This is a genomic window from Micromonospora sp. NPDC048842 (assembly GCF_040649935.1).
Taxonomy (GTDB): Bacteria; Actinomycetota; Actinomycetes; order Mycobacteriales; family Micromonosporaceae; genus Micromonospora; species Micromonospora hortensis.
In genome coordinates this window covers 115,762-133,617 of sequence record NZ_JBEZGK010000001.1, presented here as the reverse complement: position 1 = coordinate 133,617, position 17,856 = coordinate 115,762, and the positions used below count along the sequence as shown (strand labels likewise).

General features: G+C 69.8%; 15 protein-coding genes. 5 read left to right on the top strand and 10 right to left on the bottom strand.

The window, feature by feature from the left end; all coding sequences use genetic code 11:
* Positions 1 to 8: 8 nt before the first annotated feature.
* The 3 genes from AB0C19_RS00570 to AB0C19_RS00560 are packed head-to-tail and all read right to left on the bottom strand — an operon-like array spanning position 9 to position 1,757.
* Positions 9 to 248, bottom strand: a complete 240-nt coding sequence (locus AB0C19_RS00570) for a hypothetical protein (protein WP_357177339.1) — start codon at positions 246 to 248, stop codon at positions 9 to 11.
* Positions 214 to 741 (bottom strand): hypothetical protein, encoded by a 528-nt coding sequence (locus tag AB0C19_RS00565; RefSeq protein ID WP_357177337.1) that lies wholly within the window; start codon positions 739 to 741, stop codon positions 214 to 216. The genes AB0C19_RS00570 and AB0C19_RS00565 overlap by 35 nt, the downstream gene beginning before the upstream one ends.
* Positions 738 to 1,757, bottom strand: coding sequence for a hypothetical protein (locus AB0C19_RS00560; RefSeq protein ID WP_357177335.1), 1,020 nt, complete (start codon positions 1,755 to 1,757; stop codon positions 738 to 740). The genes AB0C19_RS00565 and AB0C19_RS00560 overlap by 4 nt, the downstream gene beginning before the upstream one ends.
* 231 nt (positions 1,758 to 1,988) lie before the next feature.
* On the opposite strand from AB0C19_RS00560, the gene AB0C19_RS00555 reads away from it, so the two are divergent.
* Complete coding sequence (locus AB0C19_RS00555; RefSeq protein ID WP_357177333.1) at positions 1,989 to 4,469, top strand: M14 family zinc carboxypeptidase; 2,481 nt, start codon at positions 1,989 to 1,991, stop codon at positions 4,467 to 4,469.
* Positions 4,470 to 4,550: 81 nt separating this feature from the next.
* Here AB0C19_RS00555 and AB0C19_RS00550 read toward each other — a convergent pair whose 3' ends face one another.
* Positions 4,551 to 5,018 carry a cupin domain-containing protein gene (locus AB0C19_RS00550; RefSeq protein WP_238684064.1) on the bottom strand — a complete coding sequence of 156 codons (468 nt, stop codon included), beginning with the start codon at positions 5,016 to 5,018 and terminating at the stop codon, positions 4,551 to 4,553.
* Positions 5,019 to 5,128: 110 nt separating this feature from the next.
* Here AB0C19_RS00550 and AB0C19_RS00545 point away from each other — a divergent pair, with 110 nt between their 5' ends.
* On the top strand, positions 5,129 to 5,605 hold the full coding sequence (locus AB0C19_RS00545; RefSeq protein WP_357177330.1) for an Rrf2 family transcriptional regulator: 477 nt from the start codon (positions 5,129 to 5,131) through the stop codon (positions 5,603 to 5,605).
* An 81-nt stretch (positions 5,606 to 5,686) separates the two neighbouring features.
* Here the strand turns inward: AB0C19_RS00545 and AB0C19_RS00540 are convergent, their stop codons facing one another.
* Positions 5,687 to 6,760 carry a LacI family DNA-binding transcriptional regulator gene (locus AB0C19_RS00540; protein WP_357177328.1) on the bottom strand — a complete coding sequence of 358 codons (1,074 nt, stop codon included), beginning with the start codon at positions 6,758 to 6,760 and terminating at the stop codon, positions 5,687 to 5,689.
* Between the two features lie 560 nt (positions 6,761 to 7,320).
* On the opposite strand from AB0C19_RS00540, the gene AB0C19_RS00535 reads away from it, so the two are divergent.
* The gene (locus AB0C19_RS00535; RefSeq protein WP_357177326.1) at positions 7,321 to 10,026 is read left to right on the top strand and encodes an RICIN domain-containing protein; all 2,706 of its coding nucleotides are present in this window, start codon (positions 7,321 to 7,323) and stop codon (positions 10,024 to 10,026) included.
* 110 nt (positions 10,027 to 10,136) lie between these two features.
* Here the strand turns inward: AB0C19_RS00535 and AB0C19_RS00530 are convergent, their stop codons facing one another.
* From AB0C19_RS00530 to AB0C19_RS00520, 3 genes are all read right to left on the bottom strand, one after another.
* A complete protein-coding gene (locus AB0C19_RS00530; protein ID WP_357177324.1) occupies positions 10,137 to 12,266 on the bottom strand; it encodes a ThuA domain-containing protein in 2,130 nt (709 codons plus the stop codon).
* An 87-nt stretch (positions 12,267 to 12,353) separates the two neighbouring features.
* A complete protein-coding gene (locus AB0C19_RS00525; RefSeq protein ID WP_357177322.1) occupies positions 12,354 to 13,313 on the bottom strand; it encodes a glycoside hydrolase family 95-like protein in 960 nt (319 codons plus the stop codon).
* A 74-nt stretch (positions 13,314 to 13,387) separates the two neighbouring features.
* Positions 13,388 to 13,741: a VOC family protein gene (locus AB0C19_RS00520; protein WP_357177320.1), complete on the bottom strand. Its 354-nt coding sequence runs from the start codon at positions 13,739 to 13,741 to the stop codon at positions 13,388 to 13,390.
* A 134-nt stretch (positions 13,742 to 13,875) separates the two neighbouring features.
* Here AB0C19_RS00520 and AB0C19_RS00515 point away from each other — a divergent pair, with 134 nt between their 5' ends.
* Positions 13,876 to 14,538, top strand: coding sequence for a tetratricopeptide repeat protein (locus tag AB0C19_RS00515; RefSeq protein WP_357177318.1), 663 nt, complete (start codon positions 13,876 to 13,878; stop codon positions 14,536 to 14,538).
* A 57-nt stretch (positions 14,539 to 14,595) separates the two neighbouring features.
* Here the strand turns inward: AB0C19_RS00515 and AB0C19_RS00510 are convergent, their stop codons facing one another.
* Entirely contained in the window at positions 14,596 to 15,684 is a 1,089-nt protein-coding gene (locus tag AB0C19_RS00510) for a sigma-70 family RNA polymerase sigma factor (protein WP_357177316.1), read from the bottom strand.
* Positions 15,684 to 16,070 (bottom strand): YciI family protein, encoded by a 387-nt coding sequence (locus AB0C19_RS00505; RefSeq protein ID WP_357177314.1) that lies wholly within the window; start codon positions 16,068 to 16,070, stop codon positions 15,684 to 15,686. The genes AB0C19_RS00510 and AB0C19_RS00505 overlap by 1 nt, the downstream gene beginning before the upstream one ends.
* 427 nt (positions 16,071 to 16,497) lie before the next feature.
* Here AB0C19_RS00505 and AB0C19_RS00500 point away from each other — a divergent pair, with 427 nt between their 5' ends.
* Positions 16,498 to 17,694, top strand: a complete 1,197-nt coding sequence (locus AB0C19_RS00500; protein WP_357177312.1) for a cellulose-binding domain-containing protein — start codon at positions 16,498 to 16,500, stop codon at positions 17,692 to 17,694.
* Positions 17,695 to 17,856: the final 162 nt, after the last annotated feature.

Genomic DNA, 17,856 nt, shown 5'->3' with positions numbered 1-17,856 from the left:
GGCGCGGCTCAGTTCAGCTCCAGGACGGGTCGGGTCAGGATCTCATCGGCGTACCGGTCGTCAGAGGCGAGCCACTGGCCGAAATCCTTGTCCCGGTAGGCGGTTGCGAGGGTGAGCCACCCCACGAAGAAACCGCTGCCTCCGCAGGTGGTGCCGCCGCCATCGCCGCCGTACACGATGGTGCGCTCGGTGGTCGCCTCGTGCTGCGGATCCTCATGGCTTCTCCAGTCGTCGAAAATTGGCTGCACGCCGGCGGTAGTCGGCGGCCACGGCTATGACGAGCGGGCCCCACGCGAGCATTGGGGCGTAGTAGCGGAGCACCTCCCAACCGGGAGTCGGGTGCACCGGTTCGTCCTCACCGATGCCTACCCAGATGCTCTGCACAAAGTGGAACCTGTGGTTGAGGAGGAAGTACACGCAGACAGCGACGAGCAACGAGCCGCCGGTCAGCGCGATGCGCACGACCGGACGCGCCGGGATGGGACGGCCTCCGACGTCGGGTACCCAGTGCGGAACTCGCTGTCCCCACCGGTGCACCAGCCCGAGTGTCAACAGGGCCAGTCCCATCGACAGCGCGGACAGGAAGACCATGTACCAGTGCGTGGTGCCATCGTCGGTGAACACCAACGACAGTCGCCAGAGCGCGGACGGCAGAACGCAGAGCGGGACGGCATAGGCGGCCCAGATCGCCCAGGGCGGCGGGTCGGTGGCTGCGACGCGGGCGGAGTCGGTGGGGCTCATGGGTGCTCCGATCCGGGGAGGTCGGTCATGGAGGTGGCGGCTGAGGTGGCGAGGGCGTAGCCGGCGGTGGTGACGGCCAACGACACTCCCCAGCCGAGGAAGACCAGCAGCGTGGCGGTGACGGCCCACCCGTCCCACACGTCGGACCAGCGCGTGTCACCTGTGAGCAGTCGGCCGACGAGCACAGCGATGCTCAGCACGCCGTAGGCGACCAGCGTGAGCGCCACCACGCCGGCCGGGATCACCGCCAGCGGTCGGGGGACCTGTCGATCGTGTAGTCCCGGCACCCAGCGCGGAAACTGCTGCCCCCACCGCTGGACCAGACCGAGAACGAGCAGGCCGGCGAGCGGCGGGACGAGCGTGATCGCCAAACCCGTCGCCGTGGAGAGGTTCCGCTCGATGTCGTTCAGTTCCCGCCCGGAGATGCCGACCGGAACGCCGAGCACCCACAGCGCGTGGGGCACGGCCCAGCCGACCACTGGCAGCGCCACGGCGACGTACGCCCAGCGGCGCGTCCACCGCGGCACCGGCCGGTAGCCGACGGCGGCCGGTCCGCGCCGGGGCCCGGATGCGTTCGCGAGCCCGGCGAACAGGACGCCACCGGCCACCAGCAGGAGCCGGGCTCCGAGGTCACGCCAGTCCGAGGGCCGTCCCGCGAGCGCCGCCGGGATCTCGAAGAGCAGGTGCAGCGGGAACGCGGCCACCAGGAGCAGCGCGGCCGCAGCCCAGCTGCCGGCGGTGGCCCAGCGGCCGGGGAACCGGACCGTGCACCCGAGCACCACCGCGAGGGCGACGCCGACTCCCACCGCGCCCCACCCCGACCAGAGCGGCAACGCCACGACCTGGTCCGCACCGCACCCGCCCGCCGGGTCGACCAGATCGGTGCGGTCGCACGCGGTGTACCCCCACCGGCCACCCGCGATCCAATAGAGCCGCTGAGCCACCGCGGCGACGACGAACACGGCACACGCCAGTGCCCACGGTCTGGCACGGGTCGGTATCTCAACGACAGCCATGGTCCAACGATCGCTGGCTGCGGAACGGCTCTCCTCCCCGACAGATGGGGAGGCGCTTCCTCGGCCGGGGGAGAGGCCGCCGAGGTTACTGACGCGGCGGCGCGGAGTCGGCGACGGTCGCCTCAAGGAATGCTCAAATTCGATCGACGTGAACCGCTGGAGCCGCTAACGCACATACGCTCACCGGACCGGTCCGCCGGCAATCACCCGTCGTAGGCAGAAGGAGGGGGAATGCGGCGATCACAACGGCGCATCGCGCTGCTCGCGCTGTCCACCCTGGTGGGCAGCATCCTCGTGACAACCGGCCCTGCGGGCGCGGATCCCACGGGGCCATCAGCCGCCGCCAGCCGATCCCAGCCTGAGGATCGGGAGTCGGTACGCCTCGTACACATCAGGCTGACCGGCGCCGACATGCTGGACAAGGTGGCCGCTGCCGGCTTCGACCTCGAACACGGCCTCCGGCGCGTGCCGAACGGCATCGAGGGCGAAGCGGTGGTTACCGCCGAGCAGGTCACCGAACTGACGGCGATGGGCGTCGAGGTGCTCGGCGCCGACGCGGGCTTCGTGTGGAGCGACGAGGCCGACGGCGGTCTTGGCATCGGCGCGGCCAGCGCGCGGGCGGCCCAGCCGGCGAACCACGACGCGACGGTACGCGTCGTCCGCGCCGACTGGTTCACCACAAAGGGTCAGGGCTTCCTCTACGTCGAAGCGCGGACCACCGAGGGGCAGCAGGAGGACCCGATCGTCGGGATGCAGGTGGAGAACGACTCGGGGAAGGGCACGCCGTTCGGCTTCGCCCGGACGATGAGCCGGTTCGTCGACTCCGGGCAGTACATGTTCCACCGGAACCTCTTCAAGCTCGACGTACGCCCCAGCAAGATCAAGCTGACGAGTTCCACAGGTGGCGTCGCGACCGGCGTCGTCTCCAACTGGCTGGAGGACGCCCCACCGCCGCTGACGGAGAACCCGTCCTACAAGTCGGACTTCGTGGACGGCTACCGGCACCCGCAGCAGCTCTACAGCCGTGCCAAGGAGATCGCCCGTCAGTACCCGGACATTGCCGAGATCGTCTACCTGCCGAACCAGACGAACGGGTACCAACGCAAGGCGCAGGCCCAGATCGGCGGCGCGGGGCAGGCGGCGGTCGTCGTCTCCTCGGCCGCATGGGGTCACCAGGGCGGCAACGACGTCACTGTGGACTTCGTGGACCGGGCTGACCCGGGTCTCCCGCTGGCGGTGGAGGTCACCGGCACGGCGGTTCGTGTCCTGCTCGCCACTGACGCCTCGGGTGCGCCGACGAGCACGGCCGCCGAGGTGGCCGAGGCGCTGCGAAGCCGCTCTGCGGGGCTCATCGACCGGGCGCACCCGTACCGCACCAACGAGGGCACCGGCATCGTCGCTCCGACGGCCGGCCCGGTCGCGCTGACCGACTTCCTCGACCAGAAGCGTGTCGGAGCACCGGAGGGCGAGGTGCCGCGAGGCCCCGCGACGATCCCGGTACTGCGGATCGGCAAGCACCGTGACGGTAAGAAGCCCGGTGTGCTCATCCAGGCGCAGGACCACGCCCGCGAGTGGGTGCCGGCGACGACCAGCCTGGAGTCGGCCGAGCGTCTGGTGCACAACTACCGGTCCGACCGGGAGACGAAGAAGATCGTCGAGAACACCGACGTCTTCTTCATCCTGTCCAACAACCCCGACGGGGCGAACTACAGCTTCTACAACTTCGCCTCGCAGCGTAAGAACATGACCAACCACTGCCCGGACGCGAGCGCCGACCCGGCGCAGCGGAACTCCTGGGGCGTCGACCTGAACCGGAACTACCGCGTCGGGTCGGGCCACGACGGCTACGCGGGTGGGTCGACCAACTGCGTCAGCGGCACCTACCAGGGGCCGGAGGAGCTGTCCGAGCCCGAGTCGAAGAACATCATCTGGCTGGTCGAGAAGTACAAGAACATCAAGTTCATGATGTCGGTGCACTCCAACGGCGGCCAGCTCTTCTGGCAGCCCGGCGCCTACATCGCGGACGGCCGGATCACCACCCCGCGTCCGCCACTGGGTGACGAGGCGTTCTACTGGCAGTCCGCCGCCCGGATCCTGTCGCAGGTCAAGGCGCACCGGGAAACTGTCGTGACGCCGGAGAACGTCGGCGGCTCGTCCGACGTCCTCTACTCCTCGGCGGGCAACGTGCGCGAGGACCTCTACCACACCTACGGGATCTACGCGTTCGGCTGGGAGGTCGGCGGCTCCGTCTACAACCCGGCCACCGGCGACTGGCAGGGCGGTTCGTTCCAGCCGGAGTGGGACGGGAACCCCGAGCTCGTCAGTGGCCACGCCGAGACGATGGAGTACGCCAACGGGATCATGGAGATGTTCCGGGTCGCGGCGGACTGGGGCAGAGACAAGAAGGACCCGACGTCCCGGTTGGTCCCGGGTGCGGGGCGCTACTCCGGGCCTGTCGACGTGCACTTCGAGACCAGCGAGCCGGCCACCATCTACTACACGACCGACGGCAGCCGGCCCACGCTCGAGTCGCCCCGCTACGCGGCAACCGAGTTCCGTGAGCCGGGGCAGGTGTTCCACGTGACCGAGACGACGACGTTCCGCTGGTTCTCGGTCGACAGCGCCGGCAACATCGAGAAGAACTACGACCCGACGAAGAACGACAGGCGCAACAACTACCGCAGCGCGACGATCAGGATCGCCAAGGGGTAGCGCCAGTCCGACAGTCGTTGCCCCGTCGGTGCGGATCACCCGCGCCGACGGGGCAGCCTCTGCACGAACAGGTCGCGTCGGTCAGCCTCGTCGGCCGGCCCACAAGGGGCTGTCCACGTAGTGGTTGTCGTAACGGTCCTGGGTCTCGGCGACGTCCTGCCAGGTGGCTTCGCCCCGGTGCACCTTGTCGAGCAGTCGGTAGTAGTCGAACCGGGGCTTGCCGGGGGTGATCACGACGAGGAAGTCGGCGTCCCGGCCGTCGGCGGGGGCGAAGGCGTGTGGGGTGTTCGGCGGGACGAAGAGCACGTCTCCCCGATGCAGGGTGCGCAGTTCGTCGTTGACGAGTATCTCCAGGGCGCCGTCGAGCACGAAGAAGAACTCGCCGGAGTGGGTGTGCAGGTGCGGCGGCGCACCGTCAGTGCCGTGCTTGAGCACTGTGCGGTTGCTGGTCAGGGCGCCGCCGGTGTGCTCGGGGTCGAGGAGCAGCGTGATCACGCTGGCCGGATCGCTGTCGAGAACCTCGGCCTGGGCCGCGCGTACCACAGTCATTTTTCGACTCCTTCGTCGTTCACCGATTCCTAGACACTAGATGTCCAGAATCAGCGACGCCAGCGATCACATCCGACGTCCCAAATTCTGGACAGGTAGAGTCCAGGATCATGCGGATGAGTCAGGGCGTCGAATGGGCCCTCCACACGTGCCTCAACCTGAGCTGGCTGGACGCCCCGGTGCCGACCAGCACCCTCGCCGCCTTCTACGAGCTGCCGCCGGCGTACCTGAACAAGCAGCTCCAAGCCCTGGCCCGAGCCGGAATCCTGACGTCGACCTCGGGGCCACGCGGGGGCTTTCAGCTCGCCCGCGGCCCGGCGGAGGTCTCCCTGCTGGACATCGTGGCCGCGATCGAGGGCCCGGAGGAGCTGTTCCAGTGCGACCAGATCCTCCGTAAGGGCCCAGGCGAGCACGCGGGCGTCGACTATCGACAGTCCTGCGCGTTCGCCCAGGCCATGCGTGGCGCCGACCTGGCCTGGCGGCGGGAGCTGGCCGGCAAGACCGTTGCTGACGTTCGGGCCGACGTCGAGCGCGGGCACCCGGAGGCCCCAGCCAACACCCGCGCCAGGATCGTGGAACTGCGCTAAGGCGTGTTTCAGAAGTCGTGGGTGGCCGGTGAGGTCACGGCGGGCGGTGATCGATAGCTGAAGAGGTCTCCGGTAAATGGTTCAGTGACGGCTCGCTCGGCGGCCACGTCCCGGGATCGGCCGGGGCGGTGGTGGCGCCGTCGAGGCGCGGACGACGAGCTCGACCGGTTGGTCGGCCGCCGGTGGAAGCTCGACGTCCGGCTTCTCGATGACCTGTACCAGCAGCGCGAGGCCCTGCCGCGTGACCTCGTCGAACGGCTGCCGCACGGTGGTGAGCGGGGGAGTGACGTAGGCGGCGACCGGGATGTCGTCGAACCCGACGACGCTGATGTCCTCGGGCACGCGGCGCCCGGCCTCGAGCTGCGCGCGGATGAGACCGATCGCCATGTCGTCGTTCGCGGCGAACACTGCGGTCACGGCACCGTCGCCGGCCAGTTCCCGGCCCGCCGCGTAGCCGGACGCGGCCGACCAGTCGCCCTCGACGACCGGCGGCTCGTCCGCGCCGTGGGCTCGCAGCGCCTCGCGCCAGCCGGCGAGACGGTCCCGTGCCGAATACCACCGCTGCGGGCCCGCCAGGTGATGGACGGTCGCGTGCCCCAGCTCCAGCAGGTGCTCGGTCGCAGCCCGCGCGAGCCGGCCCGCGCCGACCCTGGCGGTCACCACCTGCGGCGCGGCGAAGGTGGGCGGCGCGCCGAGGACCAGGACCGGCACGTCGACGCTGATGAGGCCGACGCCCTCGTCGATCGGCTCGGAGATGACGACGCCGTCCACGCCTTGGTCCAGCAGCGACGCCAGGGCGCTAGCGATGCCGACCGGGTCGCCCTCGATCGTGGTGGCCACCCGCAGCGTGTAGCCCACCTCCCCGACCGCCCGCTCGATGCCCATGAGCCACGACGCCGGCCCGTACAAGGCGCTGCCGAGCGTCACCACGCCGATCGACCGGGTCCGCCCGGAGGCCAGCGCCCGGGCCGCCTGGTTGCGCCGGTAGCCGAGCTCCTCGGCGGCGTCCAGGACCCGCCGGCGCACGTCGGCCGACACATACGGCTCGTCGTTGAGGACCCTGGACACCGTCTTCTGGGAGACGCCGGCCAGCCGCGCGACGTCCACGCTGCGCGGCGTCGGAGGGCTTCCACCCGGCCTCGCCAGTCGCGTCACGGCACCTCCCATCGCCGGCCATAGTCCTGTATGATTGCGTAGTCATGTCTACGCAGTCAGACACTCACCGTCAGGGCCCGTAACCTGCACGTGACGCTGGCGACGCACGTTCCTTACCAGCACCCTAGCTCCATTTTCGACCCGAACAAGTCAGGCCGGGCCGCCCGCCGACTTCGCCGAGGACCACAGTGCTGTCCACGCCTTCGAGGTGTCACGGCCGAGCGTCGCAGAGGCGAATCGGTTCGCTATTTGATCGGCGCAGCGTCGGTGGGTCGGCGACACGGAATGCCTGGAGCACGATGCCCCAGCAATCCGCAGCGGTCGTATTTGTCGCCGGCCATCGAAGCTTGTGAGGCGTCAGGAGCAGGAAGTAACCGTCTTGAAACCTTGACTTCACGCTCTATGTGCCCATTAATACAGATATATGTATCTGGGCCGCGACCACCCTTCCGGGGTGGTCGGCGACGCCGGCAGATTCGTCGAATCGATTCGAGTATCGGCCATGTGGCTGTGCCCTGAACGGTGTTGCCGAGCTGCCGGGTGAGTCACAGGAGGTAACCGTGCATCGTACGAACGTCCACTGGGGTGGCCGATTGTCGGCGCTGGCCAGAGGGCTGGCCGCGACCGTGGCGCTCGCCCTGCCCCTGACGCTGGGTGGCCTGACCCTGCCCCCCGGGTCGACCCTGGCCGCGCCGGCCGCGACGCAGAGTGTCGCGGCCGCCGGACTTGACGGTGTGGCGGCCGGTAACGCCGCGATCGCCTCGGTCGACCTGGCCGGGACGTGGAACTTCACGCCCGCGGGTCGGGGGGCGACCACGATCGCGGTGCCCGGTGGCGGCTGGTACAAGCAGGGCTTCACCGACGTGAACGAGGCCGTGTACTCGCGCAGCATCACCGTGCCGGACTCGGGGCAGCCGCAGTCGACCTGGATCGAGTTCGGCGCCGTCAACCACCAGGCGACACTGTCGGTCGACGGCCGCGTGGTCGCCACCCAGACGACGGCGTTCACCCCGTCGAACTTCGACATCAGCACATACGCGGCGCCCGGCACCACCCACACGATCACGGTGAACGTGAAGGGCCGCGGCGCGTTGAAGGCATCCAACGGCCGGTACCTGGTGCCCGACGCCGCAACGTGGTCCGAGGCTGTCCCGCAGGGGATCTTCGGGTCCGCGTTCCTGCGGGTGTACCCGGCGGTGTACGTCAGCGACACATTCGTGCGCACGTCGGTGGCGAACAAGACGCTGACCTACGACGTGACGGTGCGGAACACGTCGGGCAGTGCCCGGTCGGTGACGTTGACCGGGTCGCTGTCGTCCAGCAACGGAACGGCTTTCAGCTACCCGGCACTGCCCAGCCGTACGGTCACCGTGGCGGCCCGCTCGACAGTGACCGTGACCGTCGGGCCGGTCGCGTGGAACCTCGACAGCACCTCGTACTGGTGGCCCAACGTGCCGTACCGGTCGGGGTACCGGGCGCAGCTGCACGGGCTGACGGTGCATGCCGTCACCGACGACGGCCGGACGAGCGACGCCGAGTACCGGTTCGGGTTCCGGGAGGCCACCCAGAACGGTGACTACTACTACCTCAACGGCGTGCGCACGAACTTCCGCGGCGACAACCTCCAGGGTGCCGACTATGACCGGATCAACAACGGCGGCAAGGGCGACGCGTACCACACCCTGCCCGGCTTCCTGCCTCCGTCGTCCGGCAACGGCGGCTGGCCGCAGGCGGTGGACAACTACCAGCGGCTGAACTACAACGTGGTGCGCATCCACCAGGAGCCCGGAAGCCCGTACATGTTGGATGTCGCCGACGAGATGGGCCTGATGATCATCGACGAGGTCGCGATTCGCGGCTCCCAATCCTCGCAGGAGTGGCAGAACTCCGTCGGGCGCGAAAACATGATCAACCACGCCCGTGCGCTGGTCCTGCGCGACCGCAACCACCCCGCGATCATCCGCTGGAGTCAGAACAACGAGCCGAACCAGAGTGGCCAGGATTCCGAACAGTTCGAAAAGGACCTGTACGCGGCGATGAACGGCGCCGACGGCACCCGGCCGATCATTGTCGAGGTGGGCGTCGGCAACAATGTCAGCCTGTATCCCGGGATGACGTACGCCAACTTCGCGGTGATCCCGCACTACGTCGACGGCTTCGGCAGGTACGGGGAGGGCCTGGTCAGCGTGAACGGGCGGCCCGACGGCGAGGGCGAGTTCATCTGGCCGGCATGCAACAACAAGCAGGGCTTCGAGTGGTTCGCCACCGCGACTGCTGCCAAGCGCGGCAAGGGCGCCACCGACCTGCGTCCGTACACCCTGCTGTCCGCCTGGGCGAGCGTCGTGCCCGGCGTGCGGAGCACCGACTTCACCCCGGAGGAGGGTGGTCACCCGATCTACGGCGTGGACAACCTGCCCGACCCGTGGAGCAACCCGCAGATCCAGCGCGTGCAGGCGGCGTTCAACCCGGTGGCCGCGATCGACCTCCCGTACTGGTCCGCCTCCGGCAATTCGGACTCCAACGGCAACTTCCCGCTGGCGCAGGCGGTGCCCAGCTACGCCCGCAACGCCACGGTGACCCGCAACATCACCGTGTTCAACGACGACTTCACAAACACCTCGGTGGGCTTCGCCTGGACCGCCCGGCTCGACAGCCCGACCGGCGCGGTCGTCGCGTCCGGCAGCACCACCCTGACCGTCCCGCTCGGCTCACGGGTCACCCAACCGGTGTCCTTCACCGCCCCCGCCACCGGCAGCCGCGTGTACCTGCAGCTGTCGACCACGAAGTCCGGCAGCACCGTCTTCACCGACGCGGTCGAGTACCTCAACCTCAGTGGAAGCGGCGGAACCGGGCCCGCAGCAGGCACCTACCGCATCGTCAACCGCAACAGCGGCAAGCCCCTCGCCATCGCCGGCAACTCCACCGCCGACGGCGCCAAGGCGGTCCAGCAGAGCGGCTCCCCCACCTGGACGATCAGCACCACGCAGGACGCCTACACCCTGCGCTACACCGCCTCCGGAAAGATGCTCGACGTCAACGCCGGCAGCACCACGCAGGGCCTGCAACTGCAGCAGTGGTCGGCAAACGGCGGCACCAACCAGATGTGGTACCTGCGGCCCACCGGTGACGGCTACTACACCATCGTCGGCCGCGGCAGCGGACTGGCAGCCGACGTCTACGCCGCCTCGACCAGCGACGGGGCGCAGGTCGTGCAGTGGACCGCCAACGGCGGGACCAACCAGCAGTGGCAGTTCGTACCCGCCTGACCAGTAGCAGAGGTGAGCGCCAAGTTCGGCCGCCGGTAGCGGGCTGCCGATTGTCGCGCCGACTCGGGGGCACGGTTCGTGCCCCCGAGTCGGCCGCGATCCAATCGCGCTCAGCTGCCGTGCACCTCCAGCTCCCAGAGCGAGTAGCCGTACGCGGGCAGGGCGCGCTGGGTGCTCTGCACGCGCAGGTAGCGGCCGGTGGCCGAGACGGCGATGTCGTCGACACCGCCGTCGCCCGTGGTAGTGGTGTGCGCCGTCGACCAGGTGACGTTGTCCGGGGATACCTGGATCTGGTACGCCCGCGCGTACGCCGCCTCCCAAGTCAGCCGGACCCGGTCGAGGGTGCGGGACGCGCCGAGGTCCACCGAGATCCACTGTGGGTCGGTGTACGCGCTGCCCCAGCGGGTGGTCGTGTTGCCGTCCACGGCGTTGGCCGCGGCGTGCGCGCTGCCCGGCTCGACGCTGGACGCGGTGACCGGCTTGCCCCGGGAGAGCAGGGTGCCAGCGGCGGCGGTGCCGTAGACGTTGAGGTCCCACAGCGAGTAGCCCCACTGGGTGGCGCGTTGGGTGCCGTAGACCCGCAGGTAACGGCCGGTGCCGGTGACAGTGAGGTCGTCGACGCCGCCGTCTCCGGTGGTAGTGGTGTGCACCGGCGACCAGGTGACGTTGTCCGGCGACACCTGGACCTGGTACGCCCGTGCGTGGGCCGTCTCCCAGGCCAGCCGAACCCGGTTGATCGCGTACGAGGCCCCCAGGTCGACGGTGATCCACTGCGGGTCGGTGTACGCGCTGCCCCAGCGGGTGGTCGTGTTGCCGTCCACGGCGTTGGCCGCGGCGTGCGCGCTGCCCGGCTCGACGCTGGAAGCCGTCACCGGGCGGCCCTGGGCCAGGTCGGTGGCGGGCGGCTCACTCGGGCCGTCGGTCTTGATCCGCACGTTGCGGTAGTTGATGTCCATTCCGGCGCCGTCGTTCTGCAACCCGATGTAGCCGTTGGCGATGGTCCGGCTGCTGACGTAATCGTTGATCTTGACGCCGTTGAGCCAGATCTCGACCCGCTGGCCGTGCACGCCGATCTCGTAGGTGTTCCAGGAGCCGGGTGGGTTGAGCGCTGTCGCGCGGGCGGCCTGGTTGGGTGCCTGGAAGCTGTAGACACTGCCGGTGGTGCGCGTCGGGTCGCCGTCGGTGGCGTCGATCTGGATTTCGTGACCGGCGGCGACCGGGCCCCACGGATCGCCTTGCGGATCGGGGAACCCGATGAAGACCCCACCGTTGTCGTCGCCCGGCATCATCCAGTCGACCTTGAGCGAGTAGTTGGCGAAGGTGCGCACCGGGTACCAGAGCAAACCCATGCCACCGTTCGACGTGAGGGTGCCGTCCGCCACTGTGAACCCGCCCGGCCCCGCCTGCCGCCACTGCCCGAGGCTGGCCTGGGTGCCGTCGAACAGCGGGGTGTAGCCGGGCTCGGGCCGACAGTCGGCCGCCACCGCCCCGGCCGCCACCTGGATGCCGCCCAGCAGCATGCCTGTGAAGTTCGGGTCGGCGTAGCTCTGCTCGGTGTGGCCGAGGCCGGTGTACCAGGAGCGTCCGCCGCCGTAGCTGTGGCACCAGGTGATGGGGTGGTCACCACCCATCGACCCACCGGTGTACGACGACTCGTCGAGGCTTGCCAGCACCTTGACCGCCGAGCGGGGGTTGGTCCGGTAGTTGTACCACTCGTCGGTGCGGGTCCAGGTCGACGGCAGGTGCGCGGTCGAGGCGTTGGCCCGGTCCTCGACCCGCACCGTCGCCTGCTGGGTGGCCGGGTGCGAGGCGAAGTACCCGCCGACCAGCCCGCCGTACCACTGCCAGTCGTATTCGGTGTCGGCGGCGGCGTGCACTCCGACGAAACCACCGCCGGCGGCCACGTACGCCTCGAAGGCGCTCTGCTGGCCGGCGTTGAGCACGTCGCCGGTGGTGCTGAGGAAGACCACCGCCTGGTACTGGGCGAGGTTGGCAGTGGTGAAGGTAGCCGCGTCCTCGGTGGCGGTGACTGTGAAGCCGTTCGCCGCGCCGAGCTGCTGGATGGCGGCGATGCCGTTCGGGATGGAGGAGTGCCGGAAACCGGCGGTCTTGGAGAAGACCAGGACCTTGCCCAACGGTGCGGCCTCGGCCGGGGTCGAGGCCACCGTCGCCGCACCGGCGGCGAGGGTGAGTCCGGTGACGACGGCGGCGGCGAGCGTGCTGATGGCGCGTCTACGCATGTGGTACTCCTTGTGGGAGGGGGTGGACGGGCGGGGCGCGGCAGGCTCGGAGCCGGCGGGGTCCGCTCGGACCCGCCGGCTCCGACGTCAGAGGGTGACCAGGTCGAACTTCTCCCAGGGGCCGATCGCGTCCCGGTTCGCGACCAGTGCCTCGGCCCCGCCGTTCTCCGCGACCACGTACCTGTTGTTCACAGTCGCCCGCAGGCTGACCGAGCCGTCGGTGTTGCGGACCAGGGCGAAGGTTTCCCACGACCCGGTCGCGTACGCCGACAACGGCTTGGCGGTGCGCTCCACCACGTACACCGTGTTCGCCGCGGTGGCGAAGCTGATCTCGGCGGCCGAGGTGGTGGTCAGCACGGCGTTGTCCGAGGTACGGCGGACCCGGACCTCCTGACCACCCCACGGGTTCACCACCCGGGCGGTCTTGCCGTACTGGCTTCGCAGCCCGACGTACTTGACCTCGCCGGCCTCCCGCTCCGAGCTGACCAGGAACCCGTCCTTGGCGAGCAGCGTGAACTTCCCGACGAAGCTGGCGTCGGTCGGCACGGCGGGGAAGACCCGGATCTTGTCGTTGTACGACTGGAGCAACGACTCGTTCATCGCCGTCAGGTGCACGCCGAGGTACTCGAGGACGCCGTTGGTGTTGTTGGTCATCCCGTTCGGGAAGTTCTGGTATTTCTGCAGCATCGTCCGCATGCCCTGGAACGCCTGGTGGCCGAGGCCCAGTCGGGCGGCGTGCACGTGGTCGTTGGACCACACGTTGCCGTACGGGTGGGGTCGGCCGGGCCCGAACGCGGTGTCAGTGGGTGCCGCGGTCGCTGACTCGGCCGGCCCGACGGCGACGACACCACCGGCCAGCAGGACAGCGAGCGCGATTCGTAGTGCCGGCGTCAACTTCATCGACACGATCTCCTCTGGATCGTCGCGGACGCAGGTCTCGCACCCCGGGAAGTGCCCCGGTGTGCCCACGTCCGCCGAAACGAGGGCGATGTCGAGACGACGCGGAGCGGTGCCCCGGTGCCGGGTCGACGGCAACCGGATAAACATCGATCCACATCGTGGATGTGCAGTTAACAACGGGCGTCTGTGAGGGTCAATCCCTCGGGAATGCCGAGATCACCTCAGGCGCGGTGAGCCGCCACGTTGATGACGTTGCCGTCCGGAGCGCGGACGAAGAACCGGCGCACTCCCCACGGCTCGGTGGTCAGCGGGTGCACGATCTCGTAACCGAGCCGCTGTGCCTCGGCATAGGCGCCGTCCACGTCATCCACCTGAACGCTGATGACCGAGTCCTCGGGTGCTGTCGCGTCGCCGGAGACGAGCTGCACTGCCACGTCACTGTCGGACGAGGTGTAGCGGGCCACCCAGCCCAGGGTGAATGCCTCGGTGCTCAAACCGAGGAAGTCGGTGTAGAAGCCCTTCGCGGCGCTGACGTCGGCCACCGGAAGGTTGGGCAGAATGCGGATGACGCGCATGGGAGTCCTCCAGCTCAGGCGATCGGACCCTCCTGATTATCCGGACGAGTGCCGGAGAGGGTCTGTCTGCCAGGCGGTCAGCCGACTAAACTGCCGGGCCTGGGACGGTAGCGGCGATGCCAGCGGGGGCGACGATGAGCACCGAAGATCGAATCGTGCGGGCCCGGGAGATCTATGAACGGGCGGTGTTCGGCGGCGACACCAGCGGGTTGATCGACGCCGAGAAGGGGCTGGACGCCATCGAGGCCGAGGCGGCGTTGGCGCGGGGGATGATCCTGCACGCCCGGTTTCAGAACGCGCCCGCCGACGCCGGCTCGTCGCCCACCGAGGATCCCGCCGAGCTGCCGCTGTTCGAGCGTGCGCTCGAGCTGTACCGGGCACTGGGGGACCCGCGCGGGGAGGCGGAGGCGTTGTTCTGGATCGGTTGTCTGCACCAGTTCATCCGCCGTGACGACGAAACCGCGGTTCCGTACCTGGAGCGGTCCTGCCTGCTGGCGGCGCAGACCGGCGACAAGCCGACCCGGTCGGAGGCACTCCGGCACCTGGGCATCGCGGCGCACGCCGCTGGCCGGCTGGACGAGGCGCGCGAGCGGCTGGAGGAGTCGACCCGGCTGCGTCGGGAGGTCGGTGCGCTGCCGGGCGTGGCTTCCAACATGATCGGGCTGGCCTACATCGCCGCCGCCCAGGACCGTCGCGCGGACGCGCTCGCCACCCTCGACGAGGCTCACATCATCGCGCGCACGCACGGCGCGCACGCGATCGCCGGGCACATCGAGCAGGCGAGAACGCAGATCTGAGCCTGCGGCCATGGGCAGGCGAGCGGGCCTCGGTTTCGGCCGACGTGCCGGAGCAGGTCAGCTCAGCGCGGCCACCTTGCCGAGCAGCACCGAGCGTTCGCGCTGATTGGCGCAGAGCCGGGCGGCCAGCTCCAGCTCGGCACGCGCCTCCGGAAGCCGGCCGAGGCGGTTGAGTTCGACCACCGGCGAGGGCGCGACCCGGCCGAGCGTCTCGTAGAGCTGGACGATCCGGGCCCAGGCGGTCTCCTCGACCGAGGGTGCCGACGCGTGCGTGGCCGCGATCGCGGCCTGTAAGCAGTAGGGGCCGGAGCCGCGCTGCGATGCCCTGGCCAGCGCGGCCAGCCCACGGCGGATCGCCGGGAAGTCCCACAACCGGCGATCCTGGTCCGCAAGGAGGATCGGGGTGCCGTCCGGGTCGGTCCGGGCCGGGAAGCGCGCGGCCGTCAGCTCGCACAGGGCGAGCAGGCCGTGCACCTCCGGCTCGTCCGGCTGGAGCGCGGCGAGGGTGCGGGCCAGCCGGATCGCCTCGTACGCCACGTCGGGGCGCAGCAGCCGGTCGCCGAACGTGGCCGTCGACCCCTCCGTGAAGATCACGTAGAGGGCGCTGAGCACACCGCCCAGCCGTTCGCGGCGCTCGCCGGCCGGCGGCAGCTCGAACGGCACCCCGGCCGTCGCGATCGCCTTCTTGCCCCGGGTGATGCGGGCCTGCACGGTCGGCACCGGCACCAGGAACGCACGGGCGATCTCCTCGGTGGACAGGCCGCCGACCACCCGCAGGGTCAGCGCCACCCGTGCCTCGCGGGAGAGCACCGGGTGGCAGCTGACGAACATCAGCGCCAGCACGTCGTCGTCGATCCGGTCGGGGTCGATCTCCTGGTCGAGCGCGGGATCCGCCGCCAACAGGGCGTATCGCTCCTGGAGGGCGACCCGGCGGCGGATCGCGTCGATCGCCCGCCGCCGGGCCGTGGCCATCAGCCACCCGGCCGGATTGGCCGGAGAGGCACGCGGCCAGGACACCAGCGCCTCGGCCACCGCCTCCTGGGCGGCGTCCTCGGCCAGCCCGAAGTCACCTGTGAACCGGGTCAGCGCGGCGACGATCCGCGCCGACTCGATCCTCCAGACGGCCTCGACGTCGGCCGTACCCATCAGACCTGGCCGTTGCTCTCGCCACCCTGCGGGACCTCGTCGGCCTCGGCCACGCGCCGGACCTCGATCTTGGACCCGCGGACCGCCGGGACCCGCTTGGCCCACTCGACCGCGTCGTGTTTCGTGGCGACGTCGAGCAGGAAGTAGCCCCCGAACAGCTCCCTGGTCTCGCCGTACGGACCGTCGGTGACCACCGGTGCCTCGCCAACGAAGTCGACAACGACGCCCTGGCGCGGATCGTCCAGCCCTTCGGCCGCGACGAGAACGTCGGCCTTCACCATGTCCTCGATGAACTGGCGTGTGGTGGCCATCATCTCGTCGATGGTGGCCATCATGGCCGCATTCGTCTCATCGGTGCCCCGCATGATCAACATGTACTTCGACATCGTGTTCTCCTCATCCGACGGGGCCGTCTCCCGGTCCCAGCATCCCCACGTCGAACGGGCAACCCGCGGATCGACACGGCCCCGGAAACCTGTCCCTGCTCCGCGATCTTGCACTTACTGTCCCGACATAAGTGGCATCCCGCCCATGTCGGCAACTGAAACTGCAAGACCGGCGCGGCAGGCGAGCGTTGCCGACGCTTGATTCGATCGGCAATCGTCAATAGATTGAGGGTGGGCGCCGCCGGGGTCCGGGGGACCGGACCGTCGGCGGCTGACAGGTCCACCCCGAGCCGGGCACTTCGGTCGTACGCGCGACCGGTCGCTGTGGCGCACCGCCGCGCCACATCCAGGGCACGTTGTCGCACCGCGTCCATCCAGGACGCGCCGCCGTGCCGTCTCCGCTCAGCTCGATGGCAGAAGGACCCTCATGACGATTTTCCGTGCCCGCCCCGCCGCGACCCTGGTGGTCGCCGCCGCGCTGGCCGCCGCCGCGGCCACCGCCGGAGCGGCAGTGCTCAGCGGCCCGGCCGCAGCCGCCCAGGGATGCCGGGTCGACTACACGCCCAACCAGTGGCCCGGCGGATTCACCGCCACCGTCAAGGTCTCCCCGGGGGACGCGGCCGTCTCCAGTTGGACCGCCACCTGGACATACGCCGGGGACGAGCGGGTCACCAGTGGCTGGAACGCCACGATCAGCCAGTCCGGATCGACCGTGACCGCCCGCAACGCGTCGTACAACGGCAGCATCCCGGCGGGCGGGTCCACCGAGTTCGGGTTGCAGGGCACGTACGGCTCCAGCGGTGGCGCTCCGACCGGGTTCAGCCTGAACGGCGTAGCGTGCAACGGCGCCACGCCGCCGACCACCCCGCCGCCGACCACGCCGCCGCCAACGACGCCTCCGCCGACCACCCCTCCGCCCACCACCGAGCCGCCGGCAGGGTGTGCCGGCGCGGTGCTCTGCGACGGCTTCGAGGGCCAGACCGGTTCGACGCCGTCCGGTGACTGGGCTGTGGTGAGCCCGGACTGTTCCGGCGCGGGTGCCGCCACCATCGACACGGCGACCACGCACAGCGGCAGTCGCTCGGTCCGGATCAACGGCGCCGCCGGATACTGCAACCACGTCTTCATCAGGTCCACGAAGAACCTCGGCAGCGTGGGCACCGTCCGGTACGGCCGGGTCTGGGTCCGGCACACCACCGCCCAACCCACCGAACACACCACGATGATGGCGATGGCCGATGCCGCCGACGGCAACAAGGACCTGCGGTTGGGTGGCCAGAACGGCGCGTTGCAGTGGAACCGCGCCTCCGACGACGCGACCCTGCCCGAGCAGAGCCCGGCCGGGGTGGCGCAGAGCCTGCCGTTGCCCACCAACCGGTGGACCTGCGTCGAGTTCATGGTGGACGGCGCGGCCGGTCAACTGCGCACCTGGGTGGACGGGACCGCCATCCCCGGGCTGACCGCGGACGGCGCACCGACGCACGACATCGACGGCCAGTGGTACAACCGCACCTGGCGGCCGCAGCTCACCGACCTGAAGCTGGGCTGGGAGAGCTACGGCGGCGGAGCCGACACCCTCTGGTACGACGACGTCGCGCTGGGGTCCAGCCGGATCGGCTGCTGACCCGTCCGGGTCGTGGGCGGGGGCCGTCAGCGGTGCCCCGCCGTGGGATGAATGCGTCGAGGGTGTGACCCAGGTTCCGGGTCACACCCTCGATCGCGTCGGCGTCGGTCTGAGCGGGCGCTGGCCGGAACAACGCTGACCGGCGCACCGCACCCCCGCCTG